Source organism: Staphylococcus sp. EG-SA-18, from assembly GCF_017151825.1.
Lineage (GTDB): Bacteria > Bacillota > Bacilli > Staphylococcales > Staphylococcaceae > Staphylococcus > Staphylococcus aureus.
The window spans coordinates 32314-52373 of the sequence record NZ_JACYVY010000013.1 but is presented as its reverse complement, the minus strand read 5'-3'; the positions used below and the strand labels follow the sequence as shown (position 1 = coordinate 52373).

Sequence of the window (20060 nt, the reverse complement as noted above, 5' to 3'; positions counted from 1 at the left end):
CTCCTTTATTTTATTATAAAATAATTATATTAAATTTAGTTAAGAGTTTCAATATAAATTTTTAATCTATGTTTAAAAAATATTCAATTTTTACACATTATCAGTTTATGTAATAATTTAGTAGCTTATTTACTAAATTGTAAACATCTCATTCAATAATTAATATGATCGAAAGTTTCATGAAAATATATTAGTCGATTTTGAAAGAAGCGTAGTCAATTTATGTCTTTCTATAAAAATTTACTATTAAGAAAATCTCTGCGTATTTTTCTATAATCAGTTTCGTATTTATACGATTCTGGAGTTCAATATTAATGTCTTATATTTAAAATGCCATACCTATGCAATAGAACATATATTCTTTTTGTGAGTAGAAAGTTTGTTATATTAGAAGTGAATAATTTTAAAACATATTATGGAAATGTAAGAAGGAGTATTATGAAACTAGGTAAAGTAGATTGTTGAAAATTCCATACAATAGGAGAAGTAAAGTGAATAAAATCTGGTATTACTAAAGCTATTGATTGTCCTAATTGTAATAAAAAGTTGGATAGTGTAGTTGAGGGGAGAAAAACTAAAATGCAATAATATATTCTTAATGGATCATTATAAATACCAATTAGATTAAAGTATTGCGAACATTTACAATTAGAAATCAGTATTAATCTGCCATAGATAATTGTATTAATGTAAAAAATAAAATAGAATGAGAATATACGGAAATTTTTTATACATTTATAACCAATTCTGTTAAACTGTGAAGAGTAGAGTTAAAAACGAACTTTTTGTTTATTTTTATTAAAAATGTTCTGTTTTTGAAAATTCGAGTATACATACGATAGGAGTTAAAAAAATGATTGAACGCTATTCTAGAGAAGAAATGTCTAATATTTGGACTGATCAAAATCGCTATGAAGCATGGTTAGAAGTGGAAATTTTAGCATGTGAAGCATGGAGTGAATTAGGACATATACCGAAAGCTGACGTACAAAAAATTCGTCAAAACGCAAAGGTAAATGTCGAACGTGCACAAGAAATTGAACAAGAAACGCGCCATGATGTTGTAGCCTTTACTAGACAAGTTTCTGAAACGCTAGGTGAAGAACGTAAGTGGGTACATTATGGTTTAACTTCTACTGATGTTGTAGATACAGCTTTAAGTTTCGTTATTAAACAAGCAAATGACATTATTGAAAAAGATTTAGAAAGATTTATCGACGTTTTAGCTGAAAAAGCAAAAAATTATAAATATACATTGATGATGGGACGTACACATGGAGTGCATGCAGAACCAACTACATTTGGTGTCAAAATGGCATTGTGGTACACGGAAATGCAACGTAACTTACAACGTTTCAAACAAGTAAGAGAAGAAATTGAAGTAGGGAAAATGAGTGGTGCAGTAGGTACTTTTGCTAACATTCCTCCTGAAATAGAAAGTTATGTGTGTAAACATTTAGGTATTGGCACAGCGCCTGTATCAACGCAAACATTGCAACGCGATCGACATGCATACTATATTGCGACATTAGCATTAATCGCGACGTCACTAGAAAAATTTGCCGTTGAAATTCGTAACCTTCAAAAAACCGAAACAAGAGAAGTTGAAGAAGCATTTGCAAAAGGCCAAAAAGGTTCATCTGCAATGCCTCATAAACGAAATCCAATTGGTTCTGAAAATATCACAGGTATTTCAAGAGTCATTCGTGGTTATATTACTACAGCTTATGAGAATGTGCCATTATGGCATGAAAGAGATATTTCTCATTCTTCTGCTGAGCGTATTATGTTACCAGATGTTACAATAGCACTAGATTATGCATTGAATCGTTTCACAAATATTGTGGACCGTTTAACTGTATTTGAAGATAATATGCGTAATAACATAGATAAAACATTTGGTCTGATTTTCTCACAACGTGTCTTATTAGCATTAATTAATAAAGGTATGGTTCGTGAAGAAGCATACGACAAAGTACAACCAAAAGCGATGATATCTTGGGAAACGAAAACACCTTTCCGTGAATTAATCGAACAAGATGAGTCTATTACAAGTGTTTTAACAAAAGAAGAATTGGATGAATGTTTCGATCCTAAACATCATTTGAATCAAGTTGACACTATTTTCGAACGCGCTGGATTAGCATAAAATTAAATAAAGTAACGATTCAGATTTAATAAAATATAAATCGCTACACTTTAATAGATTAATGCGTTAAAATGACATAAAGAATAAAATTATAGGGGTTGTTTCGATATGCAAATTGAAAAATTACGAGGTGCAGCGTTAGATGAATTGTTTGATGCAATACTAACGTTAGAAAATAGAGAAGAATGTTACCAATTTTTCGATGATTTGTGTACTGTAAATGAAATTCAATCACTGTCTCAAAGATTACAAGTTGCTAAAATGATTAAGCAAGGTTATACCTATGCAACGATTGAACAAGAATCTGGAGCATCGACTGCAACGATTTCTAGAGTGAAGCGTTCATTACAATGGGGTAATGATGCTTATACAATGATTTTAGATCGTATGAATATTGAAACAAATGAATAATAAATGAACGATAAACAATGGTTATCTATCTGCACTAATAAGGTAGATAATCATTGTTTTTTCACGAAAAAATTTACAGAGTAAAAGAACTTAAATTTCATATTAAGTCTTTAGAACTCGACACTTAAAAATGCTATAATCATATGTATGTTAAAAAAGGAGTTTCGGAAAATGTATGACATTAAAAAATGGCGCCATATTTTTAAATTAGACCCAGCTAAACATATTTCAGATGATGATTTAGATGCGATTTGTATGTCTCAAACAGATGCAATTATGATTGGTGGAACTGATGACGTTACTGAAGATAATGTCATTCATTTAATGAGCAGAGTAAGAAGATACCCATTGCCTTTAGTACTTGAAATATCAAACATCGAAAGTGTAATGCCTGGTTTTGATTTTTATTTTGTACCTACAGTACTGAACAGTACAGATGTTGTATTTCACAATGGTACATTATTAGAAGCGCTTAAAACATATGGACATAGTATAGATTTTGAGGAAGTAATATTTGAAGGGTATGTCGTGTGCAATGCTGATAGCAAAGTGGCAAAACATACCAAAGCAAATACAGATTTAACAACAGAAGATTTAGAAGCATATGCCCAAATGGTCAATCATATGTATCGATTACCGGTTATGTATATAGAGTATAGTGGCATTTATGGCGACGTATCAAAGGTTCAAGCTGTCTCAGAACATCTAACAGAAACGCAACTTTTTTATGGTGGCGGTATTTCCTCAGAACAACAAGCGACAGAGATGGCAGCTATTGCAGATACAATTATCGTCGGTGATATTATTTATAAAGATATTAAAAAAGCTTTAAAAACAGTAAAAATAAAGGAGTCTAGTAAATGAATGCGTTATTAAATCATATGAATACAGAGCAAAGTGAAGCTGTAAAGACAACAGAAGGACCATTGTTAATTATGGCAGGTGCTGGTTCAGGGAAGACACGTGTTTTAACACATAGAATTGCTTATTTATTAGACGAAAAAGATGTCTCACCATACAATGTTTTGGCTATTACTTTTACAAATAAAGCTGCAAGAGAAATGAAAGAACGTGTTCAAAAATTAGTAGGTGATCAAGCAGAAGTTATTTGGATGTCAACATTCCACTCAATGTGTGTTCGTATTTTACGTCGTGATGCAGATCGAATTGGTATAGAACGCAATTTTACGATAATTGATCCTACAGACCAAAAATCTGTTATTAAAGACGTCTTAAAAAATGAAAATATTGATAGTAAAAAGTTTGAACCTCGTATGTTTATCGGTGCGATCAGTAATTTGAAAAATGAACTTAAAACACCTGCAGATGCTCAAAAAGAAGCCACAGATTATCACTCGCAAATGGTAGCAACGGTTTATAGTGGATATCAACGCCAATTGTCACGTAATGAAGCGTTAGATTTTGATGACCTTATTATGACAACGATTAACTTATTTGAGCGTGTACCAGAAGTTCTAGAATATTATCAGAACAAATTCCAATATATTCATGTAGATGAGTATCAAGATACTAATAAAGCACAATACACATTAGTTAAATTATTAGCAAGTAAGTTTAAAAACTTATGTGTTGTAGGTGACTCAGATCAGTCAATTTATGGTTGGCGTGGTGCTGATATTCAAAATATCTTATCATTTGAAAAAGACTATCCAGAAGCGAATACAATCTTTTTAGAGCAAAATTATCGTTCGACGAAAACGATTTTAAATGCGGCTAACGAAGTGATTAAAAATAATTCTGAACGTAAGCCAAAAGGACTGTGGACTGCAAATACGAATGGTGAGAAAATTCATTACTATGAAGCAATGACGGAACGTGATGAAGCGGAATTTGTAATACGAGAAATTATGAAGCATCAACGTAATGGTAAGAAATATCAAGATATGGCAATTTTATATAGAACGAATGCACAATCACGTGTACTTGAGGAAACATTCATGAAATCTAATATGCCATACACAATGGTTGGTGGCCAAAAGTTCTATGACCGTAAAGAAATCAAAGATTTATTAAGTTATTTGCGTATAATTGCCAATAGTAATGATGACATTAGTTTGCAACGTATTATTAATGTTCCAAAAAGAGGTGTAGGTCCTTCATCTGTTGAAAAAGTTCAAAACTATGCACTTCAAAACAATATCAGTATGTTTGATGCACTTGGAGAAGCTGATTTTATCGGATTGTCAAAAAAGGTGACACAAGAGTGTCTTAATTTTTACGAGTTAATCCAAAGCTTGATAAAAGAACAAGAATTTTTAGAAATTCATGAAATAGTTGATGAAGTATTACAAAAGTCTGGCTATCGAGAAATGCTTGAACGTGAAAATACATTAGAATCTCGAAGTAGATTAGAAAACATCGATGAATTTATGTCAGTACCAAAAGACTATGAGGAAAATACCCCATTAGAAGAACAGTCATTAATTAACTTTTTAACGGATTTATCGTTAGTAGCTGATATTGATGAGGCAGATACTGAAAATGGCGTAACACTAATGACGATGCACTCGGCTAAGGGCCTTGAATTTCCAATTGTCTTTATAATGGGGATGGAAGAATCTTTATTCCCACATATTAGAGCGATTAAGAGTGAAGATGATCATGAAATGCAAGAAGAACGTCGTATTTGTTATGTAGCAATTACAAGGGCTGAAGAGGTGTTATATATCACTCATGCGACATCAAGAATGTTATTTGGTCGCCCTCAGTCAAATATGCCATCCAGATTTTTAAAGGAAATTCCAGAATCACTATTAGAAAATCATTCAAGTGGCAAACGACAAACGATACAACCTAAGGCAAAACCTTTTGCTAAACGCGGATTTAGTCAACGAACAACGTCAACGAAAAAACAAGTATTGTCATCTGATTGGAATGTAGGTGACAAAGTGATGCATAAAGCCTGGGGAGAAGGCATGGTGAGTAATGTAAACGAGAAAAATGGCTCAATCGAACTAGATATTATCTTTAAATCACAAGGGCCAAAACGTTTGTTAGCGCAATTTGCACCAATTGAAAAAAAGGAGGATTAAGGGATGGCTGATTTATCGTCTCGTGTGAACGAGTTACATGATTTATTAAATCAATACAGTTATGAATACTATGTAGAGGATAATCCATCTGTACCAGATAGTGAATATGACAAATTACTTCATGAACTGATTAAAATAGAAGAGGAGCATCCTGAGTATAAGACTGTAGATTCTCCAACAGTTAGAGTTGGCGGTGAAGCCCAAGCCTCTTTCAATAAAGTCAACCATGACACGCCAATGTTAAGTTTAGGGAATGCATTTAATGAGGATGATTTGAGAAAATTCGACCAACGCATACGTGAACAAATTGGCAACGTTGAATATATGTGCGAATTAAAAATTGATGGCTTAGCAGTATCATTGAAATATGTTGATGGATACTTCGTTCAAGGTTTAACACGTGGTGATGGAACAACAGGTGAAGATATTACCGAAAATTTAAAAACAATTCATGCGATACCTTTGAAAATGAAAGAACCATTAAATGTAGAAGTTCGTGGTGAAGCATATATGCCGAGACGTTCATTTTTACGATTAAATGAAGAAAAAGAAAAAAATGATGAGCAGTTATTTGCAAATCCAAGAAACGCTGCTGCGGGATCATTAAGACAGTTAGATTCTAAATTAACGGCAAAACGAAAGCTAAGCGTATTTATATATAGTGTCAATGATTTCACTGATTTCAATGCGCGTTCGCAAAGTGAAGCATTAGATGAGTTAGATAAATTAGGTTTTACAACGAATAAAAATAGAGCGCGTGTAAATAATATCGATGGTGTTTTAGAGTATATTGAAAAATGGACAAGCCAAAGAGAGTCATTACCTTATGATATTGATGGGATTGTTATTAAGGTTAATGATTTAGATCAACAGGATGAGATGGGATTCACACAAAAATCTCCTAGATGGGCCATTGCTTATAAATTTCCAGCTGAGGAAGTAGTAACTAAATTATTAGATATTGAATTAAGTATTGGACGAACAGGTGTAGTCACACCTACTGCTATTTTAGAACCAGTAAAAGTAGCTGGTACAACTGTATCAAGAGCATCTTTGCACAATGAGGATTTAATTCATGACAGAGATATTCGAATTGGTGATAGTGTTGTAGTGAAAAAAGCAGGTGACATCATACCTGAAGTTGTACGTAGTATTCCAGAACGTAGACCTGAGGATGCTGTCACATATCATATGCCAACCCATTGTCCAAGTTGTGGACATGAATTAGTACGTATTGAAGGCGAAGTAGCACTTCGTTGCATTAATCCAAAATGCCAAGCACAACTTGTTGAAGGATTGATTCACTTTGTATCAAGACAAGCCATGAATATTGATGGTTTAGGCACTAAAATTATTCAACAGCTTTATCAAAGCGAATTAATTAAAGATGTTGCTGATATTTTCTATTTAACAGAAGAAGATTTATTACCTTTAGACAGAATGGGGCAGAAAAAAGTTGATAATTTATTAGCTGCCATTCAACAAGCTAAGGACAACTCTTTAGAAAATTTATTATTTGGTCTAGGTATTAGGCATTTAGGTGTTAAAGCGAGCCAAGTGTTAGCAGAAAAATATGAAACGATAGATCGATTACTAACGGTAACTGAAGCGGAATTAGTAGAAATTCATGATATAGGTGATAAAGTAGCACAATCTGTAGTTACTTATTTAGAAAATGAAGATATTCGTGCTTTAATTCAAAAATTAAAAGATAAACATGTTAATATGATTTATAAAGGTATCAAAACATCAGATATTGAAGGACATCCTGAATTTAGTGGTAAAACGATAGTACTGACTGGTAAGCTACATCAAATGACACGCAATGAAGCATCTAAATGGCTTGCATCACAAGGTGCTAAAGTTACAAGTAGCGTTACTAAAAATACAGATGTCGTTATTGCTGGTGAAGATGCAGGTTCAAAATTAACAAAAGCACAAAGTTTAGGTATTGAAATTTGGACAGAGCAACAATTTGTAGATAAGCAAAATGAATTAAATAGTTAGAGGGGTATGTCGATGAAGCGTACATTAGTATTATTGATTACAGCTATCTTTATACTCGCTGCTTGTGGTAACCATAAGGATGACCAGGCTGGAAAAGATAATCAAAAACATAACAATAGTTCAAATCAAGTAAAAGAAATTGCTACGGATAAAAATGTACAAGGTGATAACTATCGTACATTGTTACCATTTAAAGAAAGCCAGGCAAGAGGACTTTTACAAGATAACATGGCAAATAGTTATAATGGCGGCGACTTTGAAGATGGTTTATTGAACTTAAGTAAAGAAGTATTTCCAACAGATAAATATTTGTATCAAGATGGTCAATTTTTGGACAAGAAAACAATTAATGCCTATTTAAATCCTAAGTATACAAAACGTGAAATCGATAAGATGTCTGAAAAAGATAAAAAAGACAAGAAAGCGAATGAAAATTTAGGACTTAATCCATCACACGAAGGTGAAACAGATCCTGAAAAGATTGCAGAAAAATCACCAGCCTATTTATCTAACATTTTAGAGCAAGATTTTTATGGTGGTGGAGATACAAAAGGTAAGAATATTAAAGGTATGACGATTGGTTTAGCTATGAATAGTGTTTATTACTATAAAAAAGAAAAAGATGGACCGACTTTTAGTAAAAAACTAGATGATAGCGAAGTTAAAAAGCAAGGTAAACAAATGGCTAGTGAGATATTATCAAGGTTACGTGAAAATGATGATTTAAAAGATATACCAATTCATTTTGCAATTTATAAGCAATCAAGTGAAGATTCAATCACACCAGGTGAATTTATCACTCAAGCGACTGCAGAAAAGAGTCAAACAAAGCTTAATGAATGGCATAATATCAATGAAAAATCAGCTTTATTACCTTCTTCAACAGCAGTAGATTATGATGAAAATTTAAATAATAATTTCAAGCAATTTAATGATAATTTGCAATCATATTTTTCTAATTTCACACAAGCAGTAGGGAAAGTTAAATTTGTTGATAAAAAGCCACAACGATTAGTAGTAGATTTACCAATCGATTACTATGGACAAGCTGAAACAATTGGTATTACACAGTACGTTACTGAACAAGCGAATAAATATTTCGATAAAATCGATAACTATGAAATTCGTATTAAAGATGGTAACCAACCACGTGCTTTAATTAGTAAGACAAAAGATGACAAAGAACCGCAAGTTCATATTTACAGTAATTAATTGTAATTTAAAGATAATAAAAAGGTACCAATGTTAGTCAGAATTTTGATTAACATTAGTACCTTTTTAATTTGTTAAGACTTATGAATTATTTTTCTCTAACGATGTCGCGGACTTTGTTTAAGTCAGTTTCAACAAATGCACCAGGTTTTTTAGTAAGTTTACTTACAACATATGTAACGATTACACTTACAATAAATCCAGGAATAATTTCATATAAGCCGAATATTTCGTTGATATGTGCCAATGGTTTAATCCACGCAATCCAAACGATAACGACTAAGGCACCTGAAACCATTCCACTTACAGCACCGGCACGTGTCAAACCTTTCCAGTAAAGTGCAAATAGCACAAGTGGACTGAACGATGCACCAAATCCGGCCCAAGCGTTACCTACTAAGTTTAGAATTGTGTCGTTTGGATTCCATGCAATCGCGATGGCAACAATTGCTACAACTAATACAGATAATCTTCCAATCATAACAAATTCTTTTTGGTGCGTTTTAGCTTTTTCTTCACCACGAATTAATTTATAAAAGTCTTCCGTTAGTGAACTAGATGTTACAAGTAATTGTGAAGAAATCGTGCTCATAATTGCAGCTAGAATCGCAGCAAGTAAGAAACCACCTACAAGAGGATGGAAGAGTACTTGACTCATCACGATGAATAATGTCTCAGGATCTTCTAGTTTAATATGATAAGCAGGTACGAATGCAATACCTGTTAAACCAACAGCCACAGCGCCTAATAAACCAACAGCCATCCAGCTAATACCTAAACGTCTAGCTTTAGGTAGCATCTTGTGTGATTTAATAGACATAAACCTTACAATGATATGAGGTTGACCGAAATAACCTAATCCCCATGAAAATAGAGAGATAATTCCTATAAATGATAACCCTTTAAATAAATTTAAATTTGTAGGTTTCATAGCTGCTACATCATGAAACGTTCCCCAGCCGTTTAAATTCATCATAGCAACAATAAGGACCATAACCATCGCAATTAACATAATGACACCTTGGAAGAAATCTGTAATTGATACAGCTAAATATCCACCAAAGAAAGTATAGAAAATGACAATGAAAGCAACTAATATTAAACCGAAATGATAATCTAATCCAAAAGCACTTTCAAATAGTTTACCACCAGATACGAAACCAGAATGTGTATATAATGTAAAGAATACTACGATAATCAATCCAGAAATAATCTTTAACACATTATTTTTATCGTTTAAACGATTTTTAAAGAAATCTGGTAATGTAATTGCATCTCCAGCTAATTCGGTATAAACACGAAGTCTAGGAGCAACAACAAAGTAATTTATATAAGCACCTAATGTTAAACCGATTGTAATCCACATAGCTGATAGACCAGTGCTATAGACAGAACCAGGTAGCCCCATAATCATCCATCCACTCATATCTGAAGCTCCAGCTGATAATGCAGTAATATACGGTCCAATACTACGTCCACCTAACATGTACTCGCTTAGGTTACCAGTTGCTTGCTTGTAACCGTAAAAGCCAATAACGATTAGTATCAAGAAGTAGACGGCAATCATAATATAAGTTTGCCAATTGGCATCTACTTGTTGACTTAATGCTGTCCCCATTGTAAGCATGATAAACACTCCCTTTATTTAATTTATAATTTAGTTACTTGAAAACATTATACATAAAGATAAATGTTTAGAAAAGTAGGAAAATTAAATTTATTCTTTTTGAAATACTTGCATACCAATATAGAAAGCGCTTTCGTATTTTTTGGATATGAGCAAATTTTTATAATTAAAATTGCATAATCATAATATTGAATTGGGTTGTCTAATATTAAAAGAGTGTTGTTTTCATAAAAAATGATTTGATAAACGAATGATAATGTTTATACAGTTTATATGAAATTAAAGTAGCACCTCATAAATACTTAGATTTTTAATTGGAAATTTGATACAATTTAGTGATGAATGACTTAAAGGAGGCTTTTATTAATGACAAAAGTAACACGTGAAGAAGTTGAGCATATCGCGAATCTTGCAAGACTTCAAATTTCTCCTGAAGAAACGGAAGAAATGGCCAACACATTAGAAAGCATTTTAGATTTTGCAAAACAAAATGATAGCGCTGATACAGAAGGCGTTGAACCTACATATCACGTTTTAGATTTACAAAACGTTTTACGTGAAGATAAAGCAATTAAAGGTATTCCGCAAGAATTAGCTTTGAAAAATGCCAAAGAAACAGAAGATGGACAATTTAAAGTGCCTACAATCATGAATGAGGAGGACGCGTAAGATGAGCATTCGCTACGAATCGGTTGAGAATTTATTAACTTTAATAAAAGACAAAAAAATCAAACCATCTGATGTTGTTAAAGATATATATGATGCAATTGAAGAGACTGATCCAACAATTAAGTCTTTTCTAGCGCTGGATAAAGAAAATGCAATCAAAAAAGCGCAAGAATTGGATGAATTACAAGCAAAAGATCAAATGGATGGCAAATTATTTGGTATTCCAATGGGTATAAAAGATAACATTATTACAAACGGATTAGAAACAACATGTGCAAGTAAAATGTTAGAAGGTTTTGTGCCAATTTACGAATCTACTGTAATGGAAAAACTACATAAAGAGAATGCCGTTTTAATCGGTAAATTAAATATGGATGAGTTTGCAATGGGTGGTTCAACAGAAACATCTTATTTCAAAAAAACAGTTAACCCATTTGACCATAAAGCAGTACCAGGTGGTTCATCAGGTGGATCTGCAGCAGCAGTTGCAGCTGGTTTAGTACCATTTAGCTTAGGTTCAGACACAGGTGGTTCAATTAGACAACCGGCTGCATATTGTGGCGTTGTCGGTATGAAACCAACATACGGTCGTGTATCTCGATTTGGATTAGTTGCTTTTGCATCTTCATTAGACCAAATTGGTCCATTGACTCGAAATGTAAAAGATAATGCAATCGTATTAGAAGCTATTTCTGGTGCAGATGTTAATGACTCTACAAGTGCACCAGTTGATGATGTAGACTTTACATCTGAAATTGGTAAAGATATTAAAGGATTAAAAGTTGCATTACCTAAAGAATACTTAGGTGAAGGTGTAGCTGATGACGTAAAAGAAGCAGTTCAAAACGCTGTAGAAACTTTAAAATCTTTAGGTGCTGTCGTTGAGGAAGTATCATTGCCAAATACTAAATTTGGTATTCCATCATATTACGTGATTGCATCATCAGAAGCTTCGTCAAACCTTTCTCGTTTTGACGGAATTCGTTATGGTTATCATTCTAAAGAAGCTCATTCATTAGAAGAATTATATAAAATGTCAAGATCTGAAGGTTTCGGTAAAGAAGTAAAACGTCGTATTTTCTTAGGTACATTTGCATTAAGTTCAGGTTACTACGATGCTTACTATAAAAAATCTCAAAAAGTTAGAACATTGATTAAAAATGACTTTGATAAAGTATTCGAAAATTATGATGTAGTAGTTGGTCCAACAGCGCCTACAACTGCGTTTAATTTAGGTGAAGAAATTGATGATCCATTAACAATGTATGCCAATGATTTATTAACAACACCAGTAAACTTAGCTGGATTACCTGGTATTTCTGTTCCTTGTGGACAATCAAATGGCCGACCAATCGGTTTACAGTTCATTGGTAAACCATTCGATGAAAAAACGTTATATCGTGTCGCTTATCAATATGAAACACAATACAATTTACATGACGTTTATGAAAAATTATAAGGAGTGGAAATCATGCATTTTGAAACAGTTATAGGACTTGAAGTTCACGTAGAGTTAAAAACGGACTCAAAAATGTTTTCTCCATCACCAGCGCATTTTGGAGCAGAACCTAACTCAAATACAAATGTTATCGACTTAGCATATCCAGGTGTCTTACCAGTTGTTAATAAGCGGGCAGTAGACTGGGCAATGCGTGCTGCAATGGCACTAAATATGGAAATCGCAACAGAATCTAAGTTTGACCGTAAGAACTATTTCTATCCAGATAATCCAAAAGCATATCAAATTTCTCAATTTGATCAACCAATTGGTGAAAATGGATATATCGATATCGAAGTCGACGGTGAAACAAAACGAATCGGTATTACTCGTCTTCACATGGAAGAAGATGCTGGTAAGTCAACACATAAAGGTGAGTATTCATTAGTTGACTTGAACCGTCAAGGTACACCGCTAATTGAAATCGTATCTGAACCAGATATTCGTTCACCTAAAGAAGCATATGCATATTTAGAAAAATTGCGTTCAATTATTCAATACACTGGTGTATCAGACGTTAAGATGGAAGAGGGATCTTTACGTTGTGATGCTAACATCTCTTTACGTCCATATGGTCAAGAAAAATTTGGTACTAAAGCCGAATTGAAAAACTTAAACTCATTTAACTATGTACGTAAAGGTTTAGAATATGAAGAAAAACGCCAAGAAGAAGAATTGTTAAATGGTGGAGAAATCGGACAAGAAACACGTCGATTTGATGAATCTACAGGTAAAACAATTTTAATGCGTGTTAAAGAAGGTTCTGATGATTACCGTTACTTCCCAGAGCCTGACATTGTACCTTTATATATTGATGATGCTTGGAAAGAGCGTGTTCGTCAGACAATTCCTGAATTACCAGATGAACGTAAAGCTAAGTATGTAAATGAATTAGGTTTACCTGCATACGATGCACACGTATTAACATTGACTAAAGAAATGTCAGATTTCTTTGAATCAACAATTGAACACGGTGCAGATGTTAAATTAACATCTAACTGGTTAATGGGTGGCGTAAACGAATATTTAAATAAAAATCAAGTAGAATTATTAGATACTAAATTAACACCAGAAAATTTAGCAGGTATGATTAAACTTATCGAAGACGGAACAATGAGCAGTAAAATTGCGAAGAAAGTCTTCCCAGAGTTAGCAGCTAAAGGTGGTAATGCTAAACAGATTATGGAAGATAATGGCTTAGTTCAAATTTCTGATGAAGCAACACTTCTAAAATTTGTAAATGAAGCATTAGACAATAACGAACAATCAGTTGAAGATTACAAAAATGGTAAAGGCAAAGCTATGGGCTTCTTAGTTGGTCAAATTATGAAAGCGTCTAAAGGTCAAGCTAATCCACAATTAGTAAATCAACTATTAAAACAAGAATTAGATAAAAGATAATTTAAATCATCAAACTATGAAGATTTAAAAAATAAACCCTTGATTGCTGACTTAGATGCAATCGAGGGTTTATTTATATCTATAGAAGTCATATTACTTTTAACTTTATTCATTGTACATGTTAATGGTAAAAATATTAATTTTATTAATGCGTTAGCTTTAATTATATTAAGGCAAACTGTATAATAAAAAGGTATAAAACATTTTTGTATAAAGACAACATTATATTTACAACATCATTTTAAAGGTAAAATAGCATAACTGACGAAGTCTATATAATGAAGAACGGCAAAAAATGCTGAATAAATAACAAGCTTTGTACATATTGAGATAGTATTTGTTTAAGATACAAGTTGGTCTTTAACGATATTAAGAATGATGAAATAAGACTGAGCCTGGGTCATAAATTCAATGTCCTAGGCACTACAATGTTATATTGGCAGTAGTTGACTGAAAGAAAATACGCTTGTAACAAGCTTTTTTCAATTCTAGTGGGGCCCCAACAAAGAAGCTGACTTTCTGTCAGCTTACAATAATGTGCAAGTTGGGGTAGAACGAAATAAATTTTGTTAAATATTATTTCTGTCCCACTCCCTATTAGACGAAACAAAGATGATGTTAAAATATATGAATTTTAAGTAGAGGGATAAGATATGAGGAAACGTGCTAGAATCATTTATAACCCGACATCAGGTAAAGAGCTATTTAAAAGAGAATTACCTGATGCCTTAATAAAATTAGAAAAAGCGGGATATGAAACGAGTGCATATGCAACCGAGAAAATAGGTGATGCCACACTTGAAGCAGAAAGAGCTATGCATGAAAATTATGATGTATTAATCGCTGCAGGTGGTGATGGAACATTAAATGAAGTAGTTAATGGTATCGCAGAAAAGCCTAATCGTCCTAAGCTAGGTGTCATTCCTATGGGTACTGTTAATGACTTTGGACGTGCATTGCATATACCTAATGACATCATGGGGGCACTTGATGTCATCATTGAAGGTCATTCTACTAAAGTAGATATTGGTAAAATGAATAATCGATACTTTATTAATTTAGCTGCAGGCGGACAATTGACGCAAGTCTCTTATGAAACACCGAGTAAATTGAAATCTATTGTTGGTCCATTTGCTTATTACATCAAAGGTTTCGAAATGTTACCTCAAATGAAAGCTGTAGATTTAAGAATTGAATATGATGGTAATGTTTTCCAAGGAGAAGCATTATTATTCTTTTTAGGTTTAACAAATTCAATGGCAGGATTTGAAAAATTAGTGCCGGACGCTAAGTTAGATGACGGCTATTTTACGTTAATTATAGTTGAAAAATCAAACCTTGCAGAACTTGGTCATATTATGACTTTAGCTTCAAGAGGAGAACATACTAAGCATCCTAAAGTTATTTATGAAAAAGCAAAGGCAATTAATATTTCATCATTCACAGACTTACAACTAAATGTAGATGGAGAATATGGTGGTAAATTACCAGCGAATTTCTTAAATCTAGAACGTCATATAGATGTCTTTGCACCTAATGATATTGTAAATGAAGAGTTAATAAATAATGATCATGTTGATGACAATTTAATCGAAGAATAAACAGAAATAGTGAAATATATAATGGCAGGTTAGGAAGCGCATAATTTTGTTCCTAACCTGTTCATTTTGGAGGTAAAATTTTGCAAGCAATAGCTAAAAATGACATAAAAACGGGAACAGTTGTTGATTTAACGCATGAAGGCCATGGTGTCGTAAAAATAGATCGCTTTCCTATTTTCATACCACAAGCTTTAATTAATGAACAAATTGAATATAAAATTATCAAAGTAAAAAAGAACTTTGCGATAGGTAAGTTGCTTAATATAAATACGAGAAGTGAGAATCGTGTTGCACCGCCATGTATATATTATGAACGTTGTGGTGGGTGCCAACTTCAACACTTATCATACGAAGCACAACTTGAAATGAAAAAGGAACAAGTGATTAATTTGTTTCAGCGAAAAGCGCATTTTGATAATTCTAAGATTAACGATACAGTTGGCATGACAGATCCTTGGAGATATCGAAACAAGTCCCAGATTCCAGTTGGTAAGAATGAACAGAATGAAGTTATTATGGGCTTTTATCGTCAAAGAAGCCATGACATTATTGACATGGAAAGTTGTTTAATACAAGATTCACAACATCAAGAAGTGATGAATGAAGTTAAATCTATTTTAAAAGATTTAAATGTAAGTATTTATCAAGAACAATTGAAAAAAGGTTTAATGAGACATTTGGTTGTAAGAACAGGATATCATACAGACGAAATGATGATTATTTTTGTAACTAATGGTAAAAAGTGGCCACAAAAAAATGCTGTTGTTGAGAAGATATTAGATGCATTTCCTAATGTGACAAGCATTAAACAAAACATTAATGATAGCCACTCTAATGTTATTATGGGGCGTCAATCTATAACGCTATATGGTAAAGATACAATTATTGATCAATTAACAGATAGTACATTTAAAATAAGTGATCAGTCATTCTACCAAATTAATTCTGAACAAACAGAGAAATTATATAATAAAGCAATTGAATATGCGCAATTGACAGGTAATGAAGTTGTATTAGATACCTATTGTGGTATTGGAACAATAGGGCTATATATGGCACCACATGCAAAACATGTATACGGTGTTGAAGTAGTACCTTCTGCAATTGAAGACGCACAACAAAATGCGACTATAAACCAATGCAATAATACAACTTTTGTCTGTGGGAAAGCTGAAGAAGTTATTTTACAATGGAAAGCACAAGGGATTAAACCAGATGTTGTAATGGTTGATCCGCCAAGAAAGGGCTGTGACGAAACGTTTATTCAGACTTTGCTTACATTAGAACCTAAGCGTATTGTCTATATTTCATGTAATCCCGCAACACAGCAACGTGATGCATTATTATTAGCTGAAAAATATCAACTTGAAGAGGTAACACCGGTAGATATGTTTCCACAAACAACACATGTTGAGACAGTGGCATTATTCAATTTGAAATAGCGCACATGATTTGAGATAAAATTTCGCCTTAATAAGTGAAGAAAGAAGTCGTATATTAAAATTTTATTACAGCCAATTTACTTTCTTGATATGAACTTTTTAAATTAAATGTGACATTGTATACTATATTTAAAGAAGAATAAGAATGTCATGATCGGGAGGGTTGGTAATGCATAAAATTGATTTAACGACAAATAATTTTCAAATGCGAAGGTTTATTATCTTGCAACTTGTTATTGCGTTATTCGTGATTTTATTTACGTATAAGTGGGCGTTAGGTGTCACAGCGGTTGTCGATCAAAATATCATCATCAATCTTGTATATGGGTTTGCTGGATTCATTATTTTATTGATTTTACATGAACTTATCCATAGAGCATTATTTCTTTTATTTAAAAAAGATAGCAAACCTATGTTTAATATAAAAAAAGACAGAATCTTATTCCAAACAGCAGATGCTTGCTTCAACAAATGGCAATTCTCAATTATTATGCTGTCACCACTAATCCTATTAAGTACTGGCTTGCTTATTTTAATTAAGGTATTTGGTTATTCATCACTTATTTTTATGTTTAGTATGCATACTGCTTATTGCTTTATAGATATTCTGCTTGTTGCATTAACAATATCTAGTAGTTTTAAATATGTTCAACAAGATGAAGATAGTATTTATTTGTATCATCAAAAGCCGGCTCAATAATAAATTTTAATATGATGATACCAACAAAATGAATTTGCTTGAATTATTTCAGATTACCTATGTTTTCTTACTCAATCGTCTTCATCATCATGCTTAAATAGCAATTGATTTTATAACAACTTGTAGTTATCTCAATATAGTTATCGCTAAGTGCAAGATTTATGTAAAAAAATCGTACACAGCGTATAATTATGTTGAGATATTTTTGTGCGTTATAAAAGTAAAAATTAGTAGGGAGGTGAGCACTTGACTGAGAGACGAATTATTCATATAGATATGGACTATTTTTTTGCACAAGTCGAAATGAGAGACAACCCCAAATTGAAAGGGAAACCAGTTATTGTTGGTGGTAAAGCAAGCAGTAGGGGTGTTGTCTCTACGGCATCTTATGAAGCACGAAAATACGGCGTCCATTCAGCAATGCCTATGTCACAAGCGCATAAATTATGTCCAAATGGATACTTTGTCACAAGTAATTTTGGTGCTTACCGAGAAACATCTGCGCAGATTATGTCTATTTTCCGAAGTTATACAGATAAGGTAGAACCGATGTCATTGGATGAAGCGTATTTAGATATTACAGAATTAGTGAGACCAGACCTTCCTGCTTCGAAAATTGCTCAGTATATTAGAAAAGATATTCTAGAGCAGACACATTTAACAGCATCTGCAGGTGTTTCTTATAACAAATTTTTAGCTAAATTAGCGAGTGGTATGAATAAACCTGATGGTATGACTGTGATTGATTATCAAAATGTCCATGATATTTTGATGACATTGGATATTGGAGATTTTCCAGGCGTAGGTAAAGCTTCCAAAAAAGTAATGCATGATAATGGTATTTTTAACGGTAGAGATTTATATGAGAAAACGGAATTTGAATTAATACGTTTGTTTGGAAAAAGAGGTCGGGGTTTATATAACAAGGCACGCGGTATTGACCATAGTGAAGTGAAATCATCAAGAGTAAGAAAATCAGTAGGGACTGAACGCACATTTGCAACAGACGTGAATGATGATGAAGAGATTTTAAGAAAAGTATGGGAATTGTCAGGTAAAACAGCTGAACGTCTAAATAAATTACAGAAGTCAGCTAAAACTGTAACGGTTAAAATTAAAACTTATCAATTTGAAACGCTATCTAAACAGATGAGTTTAAGAGATTCGGTTAGTTCTGAAGAAGATATTTATAATATTGCATATTTACTTTATAACGATTTAAAAGACCCTGATGTACCAATTCGACTTATTGGTGTCACTGTAGGTAATTTAGAACAATCAACTTATAAAAATATGACGATATATGACTTTATATAAAATAAAGCTCCCTGCAAAGTTTACATTTTTACAATGCTTACTTTGAAGGGAGTATTTTATTTAGTCCTAGCCTTTATCTTTTAGATTTTTACCATAAATATTAGTTACATATGTTAAATTTTCATAATTTTTCAGTAGCCTAAAAGTAATCATTGCGCATGCTTTGGCATCATTCAATGCATCATGATGACCATGAAAATCTAATTGATAAAACTCCATCATATGTTTTAAACCGTATCGATACGAATCAACGGTTCTTTTAGCAAGTTGATAACTACAAAAGTAAGTTAAATTTGGTGTTGGTAAACCAATATTTTGAATGCTTTGATGTAAGACGTTCATATCAAATGCCGCGTTATGTGCGACAACAGGTAAATCTGCAATAAATTGCATCATATATGGAAATACGTAGTCAAACGTAGGTGCATTTTCAACATCTTCTGGTTGTATGCCATGAACTTTAATATTTTGTTGTGAAAAATAGTCTTGCGGATTCACAAGAGTATGAAATGTTTCTGTTATTTGACTATCAATGACTTTAACCATTCCGACAGAACAAATACTTGTACGTTTACCATTTGCTGTTTCAAAATCAAGTGCAACAAACGCATCTTGTATCATGTAGTCAATCCTTTCAATTAATTAAATGTATATATTAATAGACTTTTAGTCATTTGCTTACAAACGATACATAATATTATACGTGAAGGTATAACGTGAAATCTATCATTTGGATGTAACTCTGATTAAAAAGTAAATGATGATATGCTTTAAAATCGGTCAAATTAATTCAACATCAAATTTAGAGTTATTAACATTAGTAGTTTAAAAAATAAATGACTAAAAATACAATAATTAGCCTTGAAAATGAAAAAACGCAGATCAATGATTCAGAAAATGAATCTAGTGATCTCCGTAAAGCAAAATAATATAGACATTGGGTTATTGTAAGTGACCCAAATGCCTATCATGT

General features: G+C 32.6%; 17 protein-coding genes. 15 read left to right on the top strand and 2 right to left on the bottom strand.

From position 1 onward, the window contains the following. Positions 1–853 precede the first annotated feature (853 nt). The 6 genes from purB (at position 854) to IDG66_RS04925 (ending at position 8832) form a co-directional block, all read left to right on the top strand. Positions 854–2149: an adenylosuccinate lyase gene (gene purB / locus IDG66_RS04950; RefSeq protein WP_000572878.1), complete on the top strand. Its 1296-nt coding sequence runs from the start codon at positions 854–856 to the stop codon at positions 2147–2149. Positions 2150–2257: 108 nt separating this feature from the next. After that, complete coding sequence (locus IDG66_RS04945; protein ID WP_001165363.1) at positions 2258–2560, top strand: YerC/YecD family TrpR-related protein; 303 nt, start codon at positions 2258–2260, stop codon at positions 2558–2560. Positions 2561–2731: 171 nt separating this feature from the next. After that, positions 2732–3424 carry a heptaprenylglyceryl phosphate synthase gene (gene pcrB, locus IDG66_RS04940; RefSeq protein ID WP_000272070.1) on the top strand — a complete coding sequence of 231 codons (693 nt, stop codon included), beginning with the start codon at positions 2732–2734 and terminating at the stop codon, positions 3422–3424. Then, positions 3421–5613: a DNA helicase PcrA gene (gene pcrA / locus IDG66_RS04935; protein WP_000992921.1), complete on the top strand. Its 2193-nt coding sequence runs from the start codon at positions 3421–3423 to the stop codon at positions 5611–5613. Before pcrB ends, pcrA begins: the two co-directional genes overlap by 4 nt. 3 nt (positions 5614–5616) lie before the next feature. Next, entirely contained in the window at positions 5617–7620 is a 2004-nt protein-coding gene (gene ligA, locus IDG66_RS04930) for an NAD-dependent DNA ligase LigA (RefSeq protein ID WP_000774565.1), read from the top strand. 12 nt (positions 7621–7632) lie between these two features. Then, positions 7633–8832 carry a CamS family sex pheromone protein gene (locus IDG66_RS04925; protein ID WP_000831697.1) on the top strand — a complete coding sequence of 400 codons (1200 nt, stop codon included), beginning with the start codon at positions 7633–7635 and terminating at the stop codon, positions 8830–8832. 88 nt (positions 8833–8920) lie between these two features. Here IDG66_RS04925 and putP read toward each other — a convergent pair whose 3' ends face one another. Then, a complete protein-coding gene (gene putP, locus IDG66_RS04920; protein ID WP_103143743.1) occupies positions 8921–10459 on the bottom strand; it encodes a sodium/proline symporter PutP in 1539 nt (512 codons plus the stop codon). A gap of 366 nt (positions 10460–10825) precedes the next feature. Here putP and gatC point away from each other — a divergent pair, with 366 nt between their 5' ends. The 8 genes from gatC (at position 10826) to dinB (ending at position 19087) form a co-directional block, all read left to right on the top strand. Next, positions 10826–11128 carry an Asp-tRNA(Asn)/Glu-tRNA(Gln) amidotransferase subunit GatC gene (gene gatC / locus IDG66_RS04915; protein WP_000170162.1) on the top strand — a complete coding sequence of 101 codons (303 nt, stop codon included), beginning with the start codon at positions 10826–10828 and terminating at the stop codon, positions 11126–11128. 1 nt (position 11129) lies between these two features. Beyond that, positions 11130–12587, top strand: coding sequence for an Asp-tRNA(Asn)/Glu-tRNA(Gln) amidotransferase subunit GatA (gene gatA / locus IDG66_RS04910; protein ID WP_000027917.1), 1458 nt, complete (start codon positions 11130–11132; stop codon positions 12585–12587). 12 nt (positions 12588–12599) lie between these two features. Continuing rightward, positions 12600–14027, top strand: a complete 1428-nt coding sequence (gene gatB / locus IDG66_RS04905) for an Asp-tRNA(Asn)/Glu-tRNA(Gln) amidotransferase subunit GatB (protein WP_000545370.1) — start codon at positions 12600–12602, stop codon at positions 14025–14027. A 39-nt stretch (positions 14028–14066) separates the two neighbouring features. Further along, the gene (locus IDG66_RS04900; RefSeq protein WP_001789566.1) at positions 14067–14213 is read left to right on the top strand and encodes a hypothetical protein; all 147 of its coding nucleotides are present in this window, start codon (positions 14067–14069) and stop codon (positions 14211–14213) included. 467 nt (positions 14214–14680) lie between these two features. Beyond that, entirely contained in the window at positions 14681–15628 is a 948-nt protein-coding gene (locus IDG66_RS04895) for a diacylglycerol kinase (protein ID WP_001231451.1), read from the top strand. 80 nt (positions 15629–15708) lie between these two features. After that, positions 15709–17070, top strand: coding sequence for a 23S rRNA (uracil(1939)-C(5))-methyltransferase RlmD (gene rlmD, locus IDG66_RS04890; protein ID WP_001147864.1), 1362 nt, complete (start codon positions 15709–15711; stop codon positions 17068–17070). A gap of 169 nt (positions 17071–17239) precedes the next feature. Continuing rightward, the gene (locus IDG66_RS04885; RefSeq protein WP_000548780.1) at positions 17240–17770 is read left to right on the top strand and encodes a DUF3267 domain-containing protein; all 531 of its coding nucleotides are present in this window, start codon (positions 17240–17242) and stop codon (positions 17768–17770) included. Between the two features lie 246 nt (positions 17771–18016). Next, entirely contained in the window at positions 18017–19087 is a 1071-nt protein-coding gene (gene dinB, locus IDG66_RS04880) for a DNA polymerase IV (RefSeq protein WP_000140176.1), read from the top strand. Between the two features lie 66 nt (positions 19088–19153). On the opposite strand, the gene IDG66_RS04875 is transcribed toward dinB, so the two are convergent. Beyond that, entirely contained in the window at positions 19154–19708 is a 555-nt protein-coding gene (locus IDG66_RS04875) for a 3'-5' exonuclease (RefSeq protein WP_000613738.1), read from the bottom strand. Positions 19709–19923: 215 nt separating this feature from the next. Between IDG66_RS04875 and IDG66_RS04870 the strand changes: the two genes are divergently transcribed. Continuing rightward, a complete protein-coding gene (locus IDG66_RS04870) occupies positions 19924–20016 on the top strand; it encodes a hypothetical protein (RefSeq protein WP_001790679.1) in 93 nt (30 codons plus the stop codon). The last annotated feature ends 44 nt before the right edge of the window (positions 20017–20060 follow it).